We start from the raw sequence: 15,152 nt of genomic DNA on the forward strand, positions 1-15,152 counted from the left end.
TGACACGCGGCAACAGGCAGCGTGTGCGCCTGATATCGGCATACGGGCGGCACAGGTGGACAGGGAGCATCGGGAGCATCCAGGAGCGGCAGGCGCGGCGGCAGGGGCCGGTGCGCGTCACCGCCAAGGCCGGGCGATGCTGACCATGCTCGCCGCGGTTGCCCTGTTCGCGCTGATGGATGCGGGCCTCAAGCAGCTGTCGGCGCATTACTCGCCGTTCCAGGTGGCGTCGCTGCGCGGTGCGGCGTCGCTGCCCCTCGTTCTGGTCTGGGCGCTGGCCACCGCAGGCGTCGCGCCGCTGATCCGGGTGCGCTGGTCGCTGCACCTGCTGCGCGGCGTGCTCGGCGTGGCGATGATGGCGGCGTTCGTCTATGCCGTCGCGCGGTTGCCGCTGTCGACCACGTATTCGATCTTCTTCGTCGCGCCGCTGCTGATCACGGCCATGTCGGTGCCGTTCCTCGGCGAGAAAGTCGGGCCGCGCCGCTGGATCGCGATCGCGATCGGACTGGTCGGCGTGCTGGTGCTGTTGCGCCCCACCGGCGAGGGCCTGATCAGCATATCGGCGGTAATGGTGTTGCTGGCGGCGGTGATGTACGCCATCAGCGCGATCACCGTGCGCATCCTCGCGCGCACCGACAGCACGCAGTCGATGATGGTGTGGCTGATGGCGATGATCGCGGGCGGCGCCGGCGTACTCGCGCTGCCGGACTGGACGCCGATCCGCGACAGCGACTGGTGGCTGATCGCCGGCGTCGGAATCGCCGGCGCGCTGGGCCAGTACGCCATTACCGAAGCGTTCCGGCTCGGCGAGGCGTCGCTGATCGCGCCGCTGGAGTACACCGCGCTGGTGTGGGGCGTCCTGCTCGACCTCACGCTGTGGGGCGTGTTGCCCGATGCGATCACCTGGGTAGGCGCGGCGATCATCGTCGCCAGCGGCCTCTACCTGCTGCGGCGCGAACGCGTGCACGTCGAGGCCGAGCATCCCTGACCCGAAAAGCGAACGGGCCCGACGGGCCCGTTCGCGTATCGCTCGCTATCGGAACAGCTGCGTCAGAAGCGCGCACCGAGGCCGACACCGAGCACGACCGGGTTGAGCTCGGCCTTGCCCGCGTTGACGCCATCGAGGGCGACGTTCGGCTGGCCGGTGGTGTCCTGCATGTAGCGCACGTCGGCGCGCGCGAACCAGGTCGGGTTGATGTTGACGTCGACGCCTGCCGTGGCCATCGCGCCCTTGGCGGTTTCCACGCCGATGCGCTGGCCGGCCAGTGCGCCGGACGGCTCGGCCTTCTCGCCATCGGTGTTGGCTTCGTAGTAGCCCAGGCCCACGAACGGGCGCACGAGACTGTCGGCCTGGCGGAAATGGTACTGGCCACTCAGCGCATAGGGCTGCGTGTCGACGCTGGCGACCTTGCCGTTGGCCGTGTTGACGCGATGCCCGAACTTGTCGGCCGCGCCCCACGCCTCGACGGCGATGTTGTCGGTTACGTACCAGCTTGCGCTCAGCGTCGCCGCGCCGTCGCCATCGACCTGCGTGCGCGTGCCGGCGATCGACGGGTTGCTGGTGGGCTCGGACAGCGCATAGCCGCCGACGACGGCGAAGCGTTTGCCGCTTGCAGTTCCGGTGTTGCCCGTGTCCTGGGCGAAGGCGGCCGGGGCAACGGCCAGGGTGGCCAACAGGGCCAAGGTCATTCGACTGAAGCGCATCATGGAGAGGTTCTCCTCATTATTGGATCGACGCCTCGGGGGAGGCGCCGACACCGTAGCGACGCGCGGATGAACGTTGATTGCCCTGCGGGCGCATCAGCGCGGAACTTTCGTTGCAGGTGTGGCAACCCGCGCGCATGCGATTTGCACGGCATCGATGAACCGGCCTTGACCCCGCACGCCGCGCACATGCTCCAAGTCATGCGGACAGCCGCGCGCGGGCGCGGCAAGATAGAGGCCTGTCCGGTATCCGGAGTCGACGATGCGCCGCCTGTTTGTGCTGCCCATGCTGTCCGTCCTGTCCCTGGCCTGCAGCGGCGCCTTCGCCGCCGACGTGAAGGTGTCGTGCAGCATGGACAGCGACTACGATCTTTCGCTCAATGAACGCAGCGTGATCCTCACCCGCGACAGCGGCGTGCCCAAGGCGATCGTGATGCGGCAGGGCCGGCTCTTCATCGACGACCGCTGGGTCACGCTGGGCGCGGCCGACACGCAGCGCATCGCCGACTTCGAGAGGGGCACGCGTGCGGCGATGCCGGAGGCGCAGGCGATCGGTCGCGACGCCGCCGACATCGCCTTCACCGTGCTCGGCGAGGTGGCAGCCGGTTTCGCCAGCGATCCGAAACAGGCGCAGGCGAAGATCGCCAGGGCGCGCGCGCAGATCGACGCGCGCCTGGCGCATTCGGTCACTCCGACCCGCTTCGACGGCAGCGACCTCGGCGAGGGCATCGGCGCGGCGGTGTCGGAAGTGATCCCGAGCATGATCGGCGACATCGTCGGCGGCGCGATCAGTGCGGCCTTCAGTGGCGATTCCTCGCGCCTGAAGCGCCTGGAGAACCTCGACGCCCAGATCGACGAGCGGGTCGAGCCTCGCGCCCGGGCGCTCGAGCAGCGGGCACAGGCGCTGTGCAGCCGCATGGCCGACCTCGACCGGATCGACGATGCCATCGAATACCGCCTTCCCGACGGGCGGCCGCTGGACCTGCTTCGGGCCCGCCCACCCGAGGAGGACAAAAAAGAGGACAAAGCCGAGCAGGTCGCACGCGAGGAGCGTCGCGAAGAGTAAGGGCCAGGCCATGCAAGGCGGGTGCCGACCCCGGGATACCGTGACGTATGCCGGCCCGGTTGGCGCTGGTCGCCCGCAACCGCCACAATAGGGTTTTCGCTCTAGTTGCGGAGCCCCCACACAATGGCTGAGCTGAAGGAAGCACGCGTTCCCGACATCGGGGACTACGATGGCGTGCCGGTGATCGAACTGCTGGTCGCGGTTGGCGACACGGTCAAGCAGGACCAGGGTCTGGTTACGCTGGAATCGGACAAGGCCACGATGGAAGTGCCGGCGCCTTTCGCCGGCATCATCCGCGAGATCAAGGTCAAGATCGGCGACGAGCTGGCCGAAGGCAGCATCGTCGCGATGATCGAACCGGCCGAGGCCGGCCAGCCGGAAGCCGCGAAGCCTGCACCCGCACCGGCCAAGGCCGCCGAACCGCCGCGCGCCGAGCCGGTCGCCGCTGCGCCCGTCCGGGCCGCAGAAACGGCGACCCGCGTCGAGCCGGTGGTCGTGCCGCAGCAGGCGGATCGCATCGCGCAGGCCTCGATCGATGCCCGTCCGGGCACCGACCCCGAAGCCATGCCGCCGCGCACGCCGCCGGTCGCGTTCAACGCCGACGAGCTGATGCCCGACAAGGTGCCTTACGCCAGCCCCGCGGTGCGCCTGTTCGCGCGCGAGCTCGGCGTGGACCTGCTGCAGGTGGCCGGCACCGAGCGTGGCGGCCGCATCAGCAAGGAAGACGTGCAGAAGTTCGTGAAGGGCGTGCTCTCCGGCGGAGTGGTCCAGGGCGGCGCTGCCGCGCCCGTGGCCGGTGGAGGCGGTCTCAATCTGCTGCCGTGGCCGAAGGTCGACTTCACCAAGTTCGGCGAGATCGAGACCAAGGCGCTGTCGCGCATCCAGAAGCTGTCCGGCGCCAACCTCGCGCGCAACTGGGCGATGATCCCGCACGTCACGCAGCACGACGATGCCGACATCACGGACCTGGAAGCGCTGCGCGTCGCTCTCAACAAGGAAAACGAGAAGAGCGGCATCAAGCTGACCATGCTCGCCTTCCTGATGAAGGCCTCGGTCGCCGCGCTGCAGAAGTACCCGAACTTCAACGCCTCGCTCGATGCCAGTGGCGAGAACCTGGTGCTGAAGAAGTACTTCCACATCGGCTTCGCCGCCGACACGCCGAACGGCCTGGTCGTGCCGGTTGTGCGCGACGTCGACAAGAAGGGCGTGATGCAGATCGCCCAGGAAACCTCCGACCTGGCCAAGAAGGCGCGCGACGGCAAGCTCGGTCCCGCCGACATGAGTGGCGGCTGCTTCTCGATCAGCTCGCTGGGTGGCATCGGCGGCACCAAGTTCACGCCGATCGTCAACGCGCCGGAAGTGGCCATCCTCGGCGTGTCGAAGTCGGCGATGCAGCCGGTGTGGGACGGCAAGCAGTTCGTGCCGCGCCTGATCCTGCCGCTGTCGCTCAGCTACGACCATCGCGTCATCGATGGCGCCGCGGCCGCGCGCTTCACCGCCACCCTGGGCCAGTTGCTGGCCGACATGAGGCGCGTGCTGCTGTGAGCCGGCGCATCGGGTGCCTCCTCGCCGCCATGCTGGCCGCGCAGGCCCTGGTGGTCATGCCGGCGCATGCCGACGACGAGGTCTGCCGCATCGACCTCGGCCGCGGCTGGCCGCCGGCCACCGAGAACCACGGCTCGGCTGCCGAAACGCTGTTCGCCGGAGGTCTGACGCCGACGCTCTCGCTGACCCGCCTGCCGGCACGCAGCGCGGAAAGCGGTCTGCAGCTGATCGCCGGCGAAGGCGAGGGCGACTGGACGCTGCGCTATGTCGAGGCCGACGAGCGCATCCAGGTGTGGACCGGTGGGCGCCGCGAATTGCGCGTGCAGCAGCAACCGGACGTCGCCTCGGTACCGATGCCGGCCGCGCTCGCACGACGCGTCGTGACCGACTGGCAGCGCGTGCTGGATGGGCAGGTGCCGAAGGATCGTGCCGCGGAATTCCATGACGGCGAGGTGCTGCTGTTCGTCGTCGACGGCGTGCGCGTGAGCGGACTGCAACCCGCCTGCGGCCCCATCGTGCAGATGATGGAGCAGGCCACCCTGATGATCGAAGCGACCGACGACGGCGACGAAAAGCGCATCAAGCGCTGGCGCAAGCTCGAGGAGTCGCTGGACCAACTGGAACAATCGCTCGCCGGCGCCACCGGCTGAAGCGCAGGAGATACATGCATGGCGACGATTGAAGTCAAGGTGCCGGACATCGGCGATTTCGACGGCATTCCGGTGATCGAACTGCTGGTCGCGGTCGGCGACACGGTGCGCAAGGACCAGGGCCTGGTCACGCTGGAATCCGACAAGGCGACGATGGAAGTGCCGTCGTCCGCCGACGGCGTCGTCAAGGCGCTGAAGGTCAAGGTCGGCGACAAGGTAAGCGAAGGTTCGGTCATCGCACTCGTCGAGAGCGCTGCCGCCGCCGAAGCGCCGTCCAAGGCCGCGCCGGCTCCGGCTGCGCCTGCGGAACCGAAGCCGCCGGTCGCGCCGTCGCCCGCGGCACCGGCCGTGGCGGCACCCAAGCCCGCCCTCGGCACCGGCCGCAAGGCCGACATTGAATGCCGCATCGTCGTGGTCGGCTCGGGCCCTGGCGGTTACACCGCTGCGTTCCGCGCCGCCGATCTCGGTCTCGATACCGTGCTCGTCGAGCGCTACGCCACGCTCGGCGGCGTCTGCCTCAACGTCGGCTGCATTCCGTCAAAGGCGCTGCTGCATGCCGCCGCGCTGATCGACGAGGCCTCGCACTCGGCCGACATCGGCATCGAGTTCGGCAAGCCCAAGCTCGACCTCGGCAAGCTGCGCGACTTCAAGCAGAACAAGGTCGTCGGCCAGTTCACCAAGGGGCTGGCCGGCATGGCCAAGCAGCGCAAGGTGCGCAGCGTGCAGGGCGTGGCGAAGTTCGTCTCGGCGAACGAGCTGGAGATTGCAGGCGACGACGGCAAGACGGAGTTGCTGCGCTTCGAGCAGTGCATCATCGCCGCCGGTTCGCAGGCAGTGAAGCTGCCGAACTTCCCGTGGGACGACCCGCGCGTGATGGATTCCACCGACGCGCTGGAACTGGCCGACATCCCGACCAAGCTGCTCGTCGTTGGCGGCGGCATCATCGGCTTGGAGATGGCGACCGTCTACCGCGCGCTGGGCAGCGAAGTGACCGTCGTCGAGTTCATGGACCAGCTGATGCCGGGCACCGACAAGGACATGGTCAGGCCGCTGGCGGATCGCCTGAAGAAGCAGGGCGTCGCCGTGCACCTCAAGACCAAGGCCGCGCAGGTCGAGGCGTCGAAGAACGGCATCACCGTGTCGTTCGAAGGCGCCGACGCCGGTCAGGAGCCGGGTCTGAAGTCGGGCGCGTTCGATCGCGTGCTGGTGGCCGTGGGCCGCTCGCCCAACGGCGGCAAGCTCGATGCGGACAAGGCCGGCGTGCAGGTCACCGAACGCGGTTTCATCCCGGTCGACCGCCAGATGCGCACCAACGTTCCGCACATCTTCGCGATCGGTGACCTTGTCGGTCAGCCGATGCTCGCACACAAGGCCACGCACGAAGGCAAGCTTGCCGCCGAAGTGGCGGCTGGCGAAAAGCGCGAATGGGTGGCGCGGGTGATCCCGTCGGTGGCCTACACCGATCCGGAAATCGCGTGGGTCGGCGTCACCGAGAATGAAGCCAAGGCCAAGGGTTTGAACGTCGGTGTCGGCAAGTTCCCGTGGGCGGCGTCGGCGCGCGCGGTGGGCATCGGCCGCGGCGAGGGCGTGACCAAGCTGATCTTCGACGAGAAAACGCATCGCATCATCGGCGGTGCCATTACCGGCGTGCATGCGGGCGACCTCATCTCCGAGATCGCGCTGGCGATCGAAATGGGTGCGGAGGCGGGCGACATCGGCCACACGATCCACCCGCATCCGACGCTCAGCGAAACCGTCGCGATGGCGGCAGAGGTGTACGAGGGCACGATCACCGACCTCTACATCCCGAAGAAGAAAGCCTGATCGCATCGCGCGATGCGGAAAGCAGGAAGCCCCGGCCTGGTCCGGGGCTCTTTTTTATGGGCCCGGATAGGCGAAGCCCCGGTGGGGAACCGGGGCTTCGGGGGACCCGCCGCCTGGACTTTGACGAGGAGTGAGTAGCGGCGGGTATTCGAGAAGGTCAGACCGGCCGGATTGCGAAAGGTTCCGCGGCGGCGTTCTACAGGGGGATGCTAACGCCGGAAGCGCCCGGGGGGTTGGACAGGAGTGCTTTTTTCCGGAGTTCGAAGCGGCGCCAGACCTTCTCGTGAAAATAGAACACGACGGTGTTGCAGGCCGGCTCCACCAGGGCGAGCGCGCCGCCGACCAGAACGCTGCCGGTCATCAGGTAGCCGACGGTGAAAGCCACGGTGAAATGCGCGGCGGCGAAGCTGAGGGTCTTGGCCATGGGGGCGCCCCGGAGAGGTGGAAAATGAGAGTTGATCTCATTTTCCCGGCCTGGCCGGGAAAATCTAATCGAATGTTCCGGTGGCGCCGATAGCCGGAAGCTATTGATAAACCGGGGCCGGGAAGAAAGGGGGCGCCAGCCCGCCGTGACCCCCGGCGGTTGCCCCGCGCAGGCCCGCCGTCTATACTTTTGCGGCTCAACCGGGCGCTTTTGCGCCTGCCTCCAGACCGACGAGTCCCGCGTGCACGATCCATTGTCCGCAGGTCGCCGGCTGGCGTCGCGCGCGACTGCCTGGCAGGCCGGCGCGGCAGCGCTGGTCGCGCTGGCCTTCCTCCCCTTCGGGGCGCCTCTGGCGCTGGCGGCGGCGGTCGGCGGTGGTGCGATCGTCGCAGGCAGCGCAGCGGCGGCCCTGATGGCCCTCGGTGGCGGTATCCAGCCCGCCGGCATGGCTGTCGGGCGGCTCGTCGCCGGGGTGATGTTGAAGTGGGTGGTGGTGCTTGCAGTTTTAACGCTCGGCCTGGCCGGGTTCAAGCTGCCGCCGCTGCCAATGCTGATGGGAGTGCTCGCGGCGACGCTGGCGTTCGTATTGGCCAACCTTTTGAAACGATAGGTGTCTTTCGTGAGTGAACAGACCGGTTCGGGCGGCCTGAACGAATACATCCAGCACCACCTCCAGCAGAACTCTATCGAGCTGTTCGGTGGTGCGTTCCACATCGACACCTGGGCGGTGTCGCTGGTGCTGGGCCTGATTTTCATCGCCTGGTTCGGCTTCTTCGCCCGCAAGGCGACGTCCGGCGTGCCCTCCAAGGGCCAGGCGTTCGTCGAGCTCATCCTTGAGTTCATCGATGGCCAGGTGAAGGACAGCTTCCACGGCGACCGTCGTTCCATCACGCCGCTCGCGCTGACCATCTTCATGTGGGTCGTGCTGATGAACTGCATGGACCTGCTGCCGCTGGATGCGCCGTACACGGCCATCAAGCTCGCTGCCGGCGCCGATGCCGCGCATCACACGTATTTCCGCTGGGTTCCGACCGCGGACCTGAACACCACGTTGGCCATGTCGACCACGGTGTTCTTCCTGATCCTGTACCACTCCATCAAGGCCAAGGGCGGCTTCGGATTCGGCAAGGAGCTGCTGACCGCGCCGTTCCATGCGCACGGCACCGGCACCAAGATCGCCCTGGCTCCGGCCAACCTCGGCCTCAACGTCATCGAATACCTGGTCAAGCCGGTCAGCCTCGCGATGCGACTGTTCGGCAACATGTACGGCGGCGAGCTCGTCTTCATGCTGATTGCCGGCCTGCTCGGCGGCGGCCTGCTGATGTTCGTGCCGGGCGTGCTCTTCAACGCCGCGTGGGCACTGTTCCACATCCTGATCGTGCTGCTGCAGGCCTTCATCTTCATGATCCTCACCGTCGTCTACATCGCCGGCGCGTACGAGAGTCATTGATCCGCGTTCGAGAAATACCGCTTCACCTTTCGCTTCACCCTTCAAACCAAACCAAACGTTTCAGTAGGAGAAAACCATGGAATTCATCGCCAGTGTGCAGGGCCTGACCGCGATCGCGATCGGCATGATGGTCGGCCTCGGCGCGATCGGTGCGTGCCTCGGCATCGCGCTGATGGGCTCGAAGTTCCTTGAGTCGGCTGCCCGTCAGCCGGAGCTGGTGCCGATGCTGCAGGGCCGTATGTTCCTGCTGGCCGGCCTGATCGACGCCGCGTTCATCATCGCGCTGGCCGTCGGCCTGCTGTTCGCCTTCGGCAACCCGCTGCTGGGCGAAGTGAAGAACGCAGCTGCTGCCGTCGCCGGCGCCGCGCACTAATAGTTGCAACCACTGAGCCGTCCGGTCCTCCGGGCGGCTCTCCCGGGCGTCACCGCCCGCAGCGTCCTATCGGAGCTGTCATGAATCTCAACATGACCTTCTTCGGCCAGATGATCACGTTCGCGATCCTCATCTGGTTCACGATGAAGTTCATTTGGCCGCCCCTGAACAAGGCGATCGAAGAACGTCAACACAAGATTGCCGAGGGTCTGGCCGCTGCAGAGCAGAGCCAGAAGAACCTCGCCCAGGCGCAGCAGAGCGTCGATGCCGAACTGCGTTCGGCTCGCACCAAGGCCAACGAGATCATCGAGCAGGCGCATCAGCGCGCCAACCAGATCATCGACCAGGCCAAGAACGACGCCGTCGCCGAAGCCACGCGCCAGAAGGCGCTGGCCGAAGCAGAGATCGCCGCGTCCGCCAACCGTGCCCGCGAGGATCTGCGCAAGCAGGTGTCGTCGCTGGCCGTCAGCGGCGCCGAGAAACTGCTGAAGCGCGAAATCGATGCCAACGCCCACAAGGCGCTGCTCGACGAACTGGCTGCTGAGATCTGAGCGAACTAGCGATGACCCAGGCATTGACCCTCGCCCGTCCGTACGCCCGCGCCGCCTTCGCCCTGTCGCGCGAAGGCGGTCGTACCGCCGCGTGGTCGCAGGCGCTCGCCTTCGCCGCACGCGTTGCTGCCGAACCGCAGGCGCAAGCGCTGCTCGGCCATCCGTTGCTGAGCCCGGCCGACGCCGTTGGCCTGCTCGCGATGGATGGCGTCGACGAGGCGTTCACCCGCTTCCTCGGCCTGCTGGCCGACAACCGCCGCCTCGCGCTGCTGCCGGAAATCGCCGGTCTGTTCGAGGAGTTGCGCGCCGAAGCCGAGCGCGTGGTCAAGGCGAAGATCACCGCCGCCAGCGAACTGCCGGCGTCCGAGCTCGACGCGATCAAGGCCGCGCTTAAGAAGCGCTTCGGCCGCGAGGTCGAGATCGAGACTTCGGTCGATGCCTCGCTGATCGGCGGCGCAGTGATCGACGCGGGCGAAGTGGTCATCGACGGCTCGCTCAAGGGCAAGCTCGCGCGCCTGCAGACCTCGCTCGCGCAATAACGAATTCATCTAGGAACGACCCATGGCAACCACCCAGCTCAACCCGTCCGAAATCAGTGAACTGATCAAGACCCGCATCGAGAAGGTCAAGTTGACCGCCGAAGCGCGCAACGAAGGCACCGTGACCTCGGTGTCCGACGGCATCGTGCGCATCTACGGCCTGGCCGACGTGATGCAGGGCGAAATGATCGAGCTGCCCAACGCGACCTTCGCGCTGGCGCTGAACCTGGAGCGCGACTCGGTCGGCGCCGTGGTCCTGGGTGACTACGAGCACCTGCGCGAGGGCGATGTCGCCAAGACCACCGGCCGCATCCTTGAAGTGCCGGTCGGCAAGGAACTGCTCGGCCGCGTCGTGAACGCGCTGGGCGAGCCGATCGACGGCAAGGGCCCGCTGGGCGCTTCGCTGACCGCGCCGGTGGAGCGCGTCGCTCCGGGCGTGATCTGGCGCAAGTCGGTCGACCAGCCGGTGCAGACCGGTTACAAGACCGTCGACGCGATGATCCCGATCGGCCGTGGCCAGCGCGAGCTGATCATCGGTGACCGCCAGACCGGCAAGACCGCGCTGGCCATCGACGCCATCATCAACCAGAAGGGCACCGGCATTAAGTGCGTGTACGTGGCGATCGGCCAGAAGGCCTCGTCCGTCGCCAACGTCGTGCGCAAGCTGGAAGAGAACGGCGCTCTGGCCCACACGATCGTCGTGGCCGCCACGGCGTCCGAGTCGGCCGCGATGCAGTACATCTCGGCGTACTCGGGCTGCACCATGGGCGAGTTCTTCCTCGATCGCGGCGAAGACGCGCTGATCGTGTACGACGACCTGTCCAAGCAGGCCGTGGCCTACCGCCAGATCTCGCTGCTGCTGAAGCGCCCGCCGGGCCGCGAAGCCTACCCGGGCGACGTGTTCTACCTGCACAGCCGCCTGCTCGAGCGCGCCGCCCGCGTGTCCGAGGAGTACGTCGAGAAGTTCACCAACGGCTCCGTCACCGGCAAGACCGGTTCGCTGACCGCGCTGCCGATCATCGAGACCCAGGCCGGCGACGTGTCCGCGTTCGTTCCGACCAACGTGATCTCGATCACCGACGGCCAGATCTTCCTGGAAACCGATCTGTTCAACGCCGGCATCCGCCCGGCCGTGAACGCCGGTATCTCGGTGTCGCGCGTCGGTGGCGCTGCCCAGACCAAGATCATCAAGAAGCTGTCGGGCGGCATCCGCATCTCGCTCGCCCAGTACCGTGAGCTGGCTGCGTTCGCGCAGTTCGCCTCGGACCTCGACGAAGCCACCCGCAAGCAGCTCGAGCGCGGCCAGCGCGTCACCGAGCTGATGAAGCAGAAGCAGTACGCGCCGATGTCGATCGCGCTGCAGGCGCTGTCGATCTACGCCGTCAACGAGGGTTACCTCGACGACGTGCCGGTCAGCAAGATCCTGGCGTTCGAAGAGGGCCTGCACGCCCACTTCGTCAACACCCAGGGCGAGCTGGTCAAGACGATCAACAGCACCGGCAACTGGAACGACGACATCGAAGGTGCCTTCAAGAAGGGCATCGCCGAGTTCAAGCAGACCGGCTCCTGGTAATCCACGCGCAGGTCGAACCGGCAATCATCCGCGCGGGCTCCGGCCCGCGTCGTTGAGTCCAAGCAGAAGAGAGCAGCATGGCAGGCGGACGCGAAATCAAAACCAAGATCAAGAGCGTGCAGAACACCCGCAAGGTGACGCGCGCGCTCGAGATGGTCTCGGCCTCCAAGATCCGCAAGGCGCAGGACCGGATGAAGGTCTCGCGCCCGTACGCGCGGGTGATGAAGCAGGTGATCGGCCACCTGGCCCAGGCCAACTCCGATTACCAGCATCCGTACCTGGTCGAGCGCAAGGACGTGAAGCGCGTCGGCTACATCATCGTGTCGTCCGACCGCGGCCTCGCCGGCGGCCTCAACAACAACCTGTTCCGCAAGCTGCTCGGCGAGTTCCGCAAGTGGCAGGAGCAGGGCGTCGAGATCGACGTCGTCACCATCGGCCAGAAGGCGTCGGTGTTCTTCCGCCGCATCAAGGTCAACATGGTCGGTTCGGTCACCCACCTGGGCGACCAGCCGAAGCTGGAGCAGCTGGTCGGCGTCATCAAGGTGATGCTGGATGGTTACAGCGCCGGCAACGTCGATCGCGTCTTCGTCTGCTACAACGACTTCGTCAACACGATGACCCAGCGCGCGGCGTTCGATCAGCTGCTGCCGCTGCCGCCGTCGGACACGCCGGTCGCCAAGCACGACTGGGATTACATCTACGAGCCCGACGCGGCGAGCGTGCTCGAGCACGTGCTGACGCGCTATGTCGAGTCGCTGGTGTACCAGGCGGTCCTGGAGAACGTGGCTTCCGAGCACGCCGCGCGCATGGTCGCGATGAAGTCCGCTTCGGATAACGCGACCAAGCTGATCGGCACCCTGAACCTGGTCTACAACAAGGCCCGCCAGGCAGCGATCACGCAGGAAATCTCCGAGATCGTCGGCGGCGCCGCCGCGGTCTGACATCCCATTCCCGCGGCGCGGATGACACCGCAGCCGCAAAAGCAGATTCAAGTTAGAGGAAACCACCATGAGTCAGGGCAAGATCGTTCAGATCATCGGCGCCGTCGTCGACGTCGAGTTCCCGCGCGAGTCCGTGCCGAAGGTGTACGACGCGCTGAAGGTCGAGAACACCGCGATCACGCTGGAAGTGCAGCAGCAGCTCGGTGACGGCGTCGTGCGCACGATCGCCCTCGGCTCGACCGACGGTCTGAAGCGCAACCTGATCGCCAACAACACCGGCCGCGCCATCGCGGTGCCGGTGGGCGCCGGCACGCTCGGCCGCATCATGGACGTGCTCGGCAACGCGATCGACGAAGCCGGCCCGGTTGCCGCTTCCGACCATTGGGAAATCCACCGTTCCGCGCCGACCTACGAGGAGCAGTCCTCGACCAACGACCTGCTCGAGACCGGCATCAAGGTCATCGACCTGATGTGCCCGTTCGCGAAGGGCGGCAAGGTCGGCCTGTTCGGCGGCGCCGGCGTCGGCAAGACCGTCAACATGATGGAACTCATCAACAACATCGCCAAGGCGCACTCGGGTCTGTCCGTGTTCGCCGGCGTGGGCGAGCGTACCCGCGAGGGCAACGACTTCTACCACGAGATGAAGGACTCCAACGTCCTCGACAAGGTGGCGATGGTGTACGGCCAGATGAACGAGCCGCCGGGCAACCGCCTGCGCGTCGCGCTGACCGGCCTGACCATGGCTGAGTACTTCCGAGACGAGAAGGACGCATCCGGCAAGGGCAAGGACGTGCTGCTGTTCGTCGACAACATCTACCGCTACACGCTGGCCGGTACCGAAGTGTCGGCGCTGTTGGGCCGCATGCCGTCGGCGGTGGGTTACCAGCCGACGCTGGCCGAGGAAATGGGCGTCCTGCAGGAGCGCATCACCTCGACCAAGACCGGTTCGATCACCTCGATCCAGGCCGTGTACGTGCCCGCGGACGACCTGACCGACCCGTCGCCGGCGACCACCTTCGCCCACCTCGACGCCACCGTCGTGCTGAGCCGTAACATCGCCTCGCTGGGTATCTACCCGGCCGTGGACCCGCTCGACTCCACCTCGCGCCAGCTCGATCCGAACGTGATCGGCCTGGAGCACTACGAGGTCGCCCGCAAGGTCCAGGCGACCCTGCAGAAGTACAAGGAGCTGAAGGACATCATCGCGATCCTCGGCATGGACGAGCTGTCGGAAGAAGACAAGCAGGCCGTGTCGCGCGCCCGCAAGATCGAGCGCTTCTTCTCGCAGCCGTTCCACGTGGCGGAAGTCTTCACCGGTTCGCCGGGCAAGTACGTCCCGCTGAAGGACACCATCCGCGGCTTCAAGGGCATCGTCGAAGGCGAGTACGACCACCTGCCGGAGCAGGCGTTCTACATGGTCGGCGGCATCGAAGAGGCGGTCGAGAAGGCCAAGAAGATCACCGGTTGATCCGGCTGACTTCCTGACCGACCGACCAGAGGAACCACGATGGCATCCACGATTCGTTGCGACATCGTCAGCGCCGAGCAGGAGATCTTCCACGGCGACGCCGAGCTGGTGGTCGCCACCGGCGAGATCGGCGAGCTCGGCATTGCGCCGAAGCACGCGCCGCTGATCACCCGTCTGAAGCCGGGCAAGGTCGTGGTGACCCTGCCGGGCGGCGAGCAGCTGGACTTCGCGATCTCCGGCGGCATCCTCGAGGTGCAGCCGACGGTCGTGACCGTGCTGGCCGACACCGCGGTGCGCGCGCAGGACATCGACGAGGCCGCGGTGCTGGCCGCCAAGGCCGAAGCCGAGCGCATCCTGTCGCAGAAGGACCCGAAGATGAGCATGGAAGAGGCCCAGGCCCAGCTGGCGATGAGCGTCGCCCAGCTCAGCGCGCTGGAGCGTCTGCGCAAGACGCTGAAGCACTGATCCTGCTCAACATGCTGTACCGAAAACGCCGGCCTCGCGCCGGCGTTTTCTTTGCGCGAAAGGCGGCGTCTCCGGGGGGCGAACCTAGCGCCGGTAGATCCAGTGCCGCGACAGGACGAAGCCGACCGCGCTCAGTGCCAGGTCGATGACCGGCTTGGCCAGCCAGGTCCAGCGCAGGCCGAGCACCTGCTCGACGTGGGCCACTGCCCACGTGCCGAAAAACGTGGTGCCCACCCACATCACCGCGAACCGCGCGAACTGTCGCCGGCCGAGCGCGTTGTCGTCGCCCGTGAACGTGAAGCGGCCGTTGAGCCAGAAGCCGAGCGCGGCGCCGCTGATGCGGCCCAGCACGTTGGCCGGCTCGACCGGCATCCCGGCGGCACTGAGCACCACGAACATCAGCCAGTCCAGCAGGAACTGCAGGACGCCTACGGCGAAGTAACGGCTGCCCTGGTGGAGGAGTCTGCGCATCGCGAGATTCTAAACAAGGCGCCTCCGGGCAGGTGCGGCAGTCCACTGCCGGGTTGATAAGATTCCGCAATGGCGCCGGACAGGCGCGATCGACACGATCAGGAAACA

General features: G+C 66.8%; 17 protein-coding genes. 14 read left to right on the forward strand and 3 right to left on the reverse strand.

Features of this window, described 5'->3' with window-relative positions:
- The first annotated feature begins 145 nt into the window (after positions 1–145).
- Positions 146–988 (forward strand): DMT family transporter, encoded by an 843-nt coding sequence (locus IU514_RS07755; RefSeq protein WP_194930814.1) that lies wholly within the window; start codon positions 146–148, stop codon positions 986–988.
- A gap of 62 nt (positions 989–1,050) precedes the next feature.
- Here the strand turns inward: IU514_RS07755 and IU514_RS07760 are convergent, their stop codons facing one another.
- Positions 1,051–1,707: an OmpW/AlkL family protein gene (locus tag IU514_RS07760; protein ID WP_194930536.1), complete on the reverse strand. Its 657-nt coding sequence runs from the start codon at positions 1,705–1,707 to the stop codon at positions 1,051–1,053.
- A 259-nt stretch (positions 1,708–1,966) separates the two neighbouring features.
- Between IU514_RS07760 and IU514_RS07765 the strand changes: the two genes are divergently transcribed.
- The 4 genes from IU514_RS07765 (at position 1,967) to lpdA (ending at position 6,789) form a co-directional block, all read left to right on the forward strand.
- The gene (locus IU514_RS07765) at positions 1,967–2,770 is read left to right on the forward strand and encodes a DUF2884 family protein (RefSeq protein ID WP_228760571.1); all 804 of its coding nucleotides are present in this window, start codon (positions 1,967–1,969) and stop codon (positions 2,768–2,770) included.
- Positions 2,771–2,893: 123 nt separating this feature from the next.
- Entirely contained in the window at positions 2,894–4,315 is a 1,422-nt protein-coding gene (locus tag IU514_RS07770; RefSeq protein ID WP_194930537.1) for a dihydrolipoyllysine-residue acetyltransferase, read from the forward strand.
- The gene (locus IU514_RS07775) at positions 4,312–4,965 is read left to right on the forward strand and encodes a hypothetical protein (protein WP_194930538.1); all 654 of its coding nucleotides are present in this window, start codon (positions 4,312–4,314) and stop codon (positions 4,963–4,965) included. Before IU514_RS07770 ends, IU514_RS07775 begins: the two co-directional genes overlap by 4 nt.
- 18 nt (positions 4,966–4,983) lie before the next feature.
- Positions 4,984–6,789 (forward strand): dihydrolipoyl dehydrogenase, encoded by a 1,806-nt coding sequence (gene lpdA, locus IU514_RS07780; RefSeq protein WP_194930539.1) that lies wholly within the window; start codon positions 4,984–4,986, stop codon positions 6,787–6,789.
- Between the two features lie 196 nt (positions 6,790–6,985).
- On the opposite strand, the gene IU514_RS07785 is transcribed toward lpdA, so the two are convergent.
- Positions 6,986–7,213, reverse strand: a complete 228-nt coding sequence (locus tag IU514_RS07785; RefSeq protein WP_194930540.1) for a DUF2061 domain-containing protein — start codon at positions 7,211–7,213, stop codon at positions 6,986–6,988.
- A gap of 241 nt (positions 7,214–7,454) precedes the next feature.
- On the opposite strand from IU514_RS07785, the gene IU514_RS07790 reads away from it, so the two are divergent.
- The 9 genes from IU514_RS07790 to IU514_RS07830 all read left to right on the forward strand — a co-directional run bounded on the left by IU514_RS07790 (position 7,455) and on the right by IU514_RS07830 (position 14,573).
- Positions 7,455–7,823, forward strand: a complete 369-nt coding sequence (locus IU514_RS07790; RefSeq protein ID WP_324187797.1) for a hypothetical protein — start codon at positions 7,455–7,457, stop codon at positions 7,821–7,823.
- A 9-nt stretch (positions 7,824–7,832) separates the two neighbouring features.
- Positions 7,833–8,663 carry a F0F1 ATP synthase subunit A gene (gene atpB, locus IU514_RS07795; RefSeq protein ID WP_194930541.1) on the forward strand — a complete coding sequence of 277 codons (831 nt, stop codon included), beginning with the start codon at positions 7,833–7,835 and terminating at the stop codon, positions 8,661–8,663.
- 76 nt (positions 8,664–8,739) lie between these two features.
- On the forward strand, positions 8,740–9,036 hold the full coding sequence (gene atpE, locus IU514_RS07800) for a F0F1 ATP synthase subunit C (RefSeq protein ID WP_158983994.1): 297 nt from the start codon (positions 8,740–8,742) through the stop codon (positions 9,034–9,036).
- 80 nt (positions 9,037–9,116) lie between these two features.
- Positions 9,117–9,587, forward strand: a complete 471-nt coding sequence (locus IU514_RS07805; protein ID WP_194930542.1) for a F0F1 ATP synthase subunit B — start codon at positions 9,117–9,119, stop codon at positions 9,585–9,587.
- 11 nt (positions 9,588–9,598) lie between these two features.
- On the forward strand, positions 9,599–10,126 hold the full coding sequence (locus tag IU514_RS07810) for a F0F1 ATP synthase subunit delta (protein ID WP_194930543.1): 528 nt from the start codon (positions 9,599–9,601) through the stop codon (positions 10,124–10,126).
- A gap of 22 nt (positions 10,127–10,148) precedes the next feature.
- Positions 10,149–11,699 (forward strand): F0F1 ATP synthase subunit alpha, encoded by a 1,551-nt coding sequence (atpA, locus tag IU514_RS07815; RefSeq protein ID WP_194930544.1) that lies wholly within the window; start codon positions 10,149–10,151, stop codon positions 11,697–11,699.
- 77 nt (positions 11,700–11,776) lie between these two features.
- Positions 11,777–12,640 carry a F0F1 ATP synthase subunit gamma gene (gene atpG, locus IU514_RS07820; protein ID WP_194930545.1) on the forward strand — a complete coding sequence of 288 codons (864 nt, stop codon included), beginning with the start codon at positions 11,777–11,779 and terminating at the stop codon, positions 12,638–12,640.
- 67 nt (positions 12,641–12,707) lie between these two features.
- Positions 12,708–14,108 (forward strand): F0F1 ATP synthase subunit beta, encoded by a 1,401-nt coding sequence (gene atpD, locus IU514_RS07825; RefSeq protein WP_194930546.1) that lies wholly within the window; start codon positions 12,708–12,710, stop codon positions 14,106–14,108.
- Positions 14,109–14,147: 39 nt separating this feature from the next.
- A complete protein-coding gene (locus tag IU514_RS07830; protein WP_194930547.1) occupies positions 14,148–14,573 on the forward strand; it encodes a F0F1 ATP synthase subunit epsilon in 426 nt (141 codons plus the stop codon).
- Positions 14,574–14,657: 84 nt separating this feature from the next.
- Here the strand turns inward: IU514_RS07830 and IU514_RS07835 are convergent, their stop codons facing one another.
- Positions 14,658–15,044, reverse strand: coding sequence for a GtrA family protein (locus IU514_RS07835; RefSeq protein ID WP_194930548.1), 387 nt, complete (start codon positions 15,042–15,044; stop codon positions 14,658–14,660).
- Between the last annotated feature and the right edge of the window lie 108 nt (positions 15,045–15,152).

The organism is Lysobacter niastensis, assembly GCF_015453285.1.
GTDB classification, from domain to species: Bacteria; Pseudomonadota; Gammaproteobacteria; order Xanthomonadales; family Xanthomonadaceae; genus Lysobacter_J; species Lysobacter_J niastensis.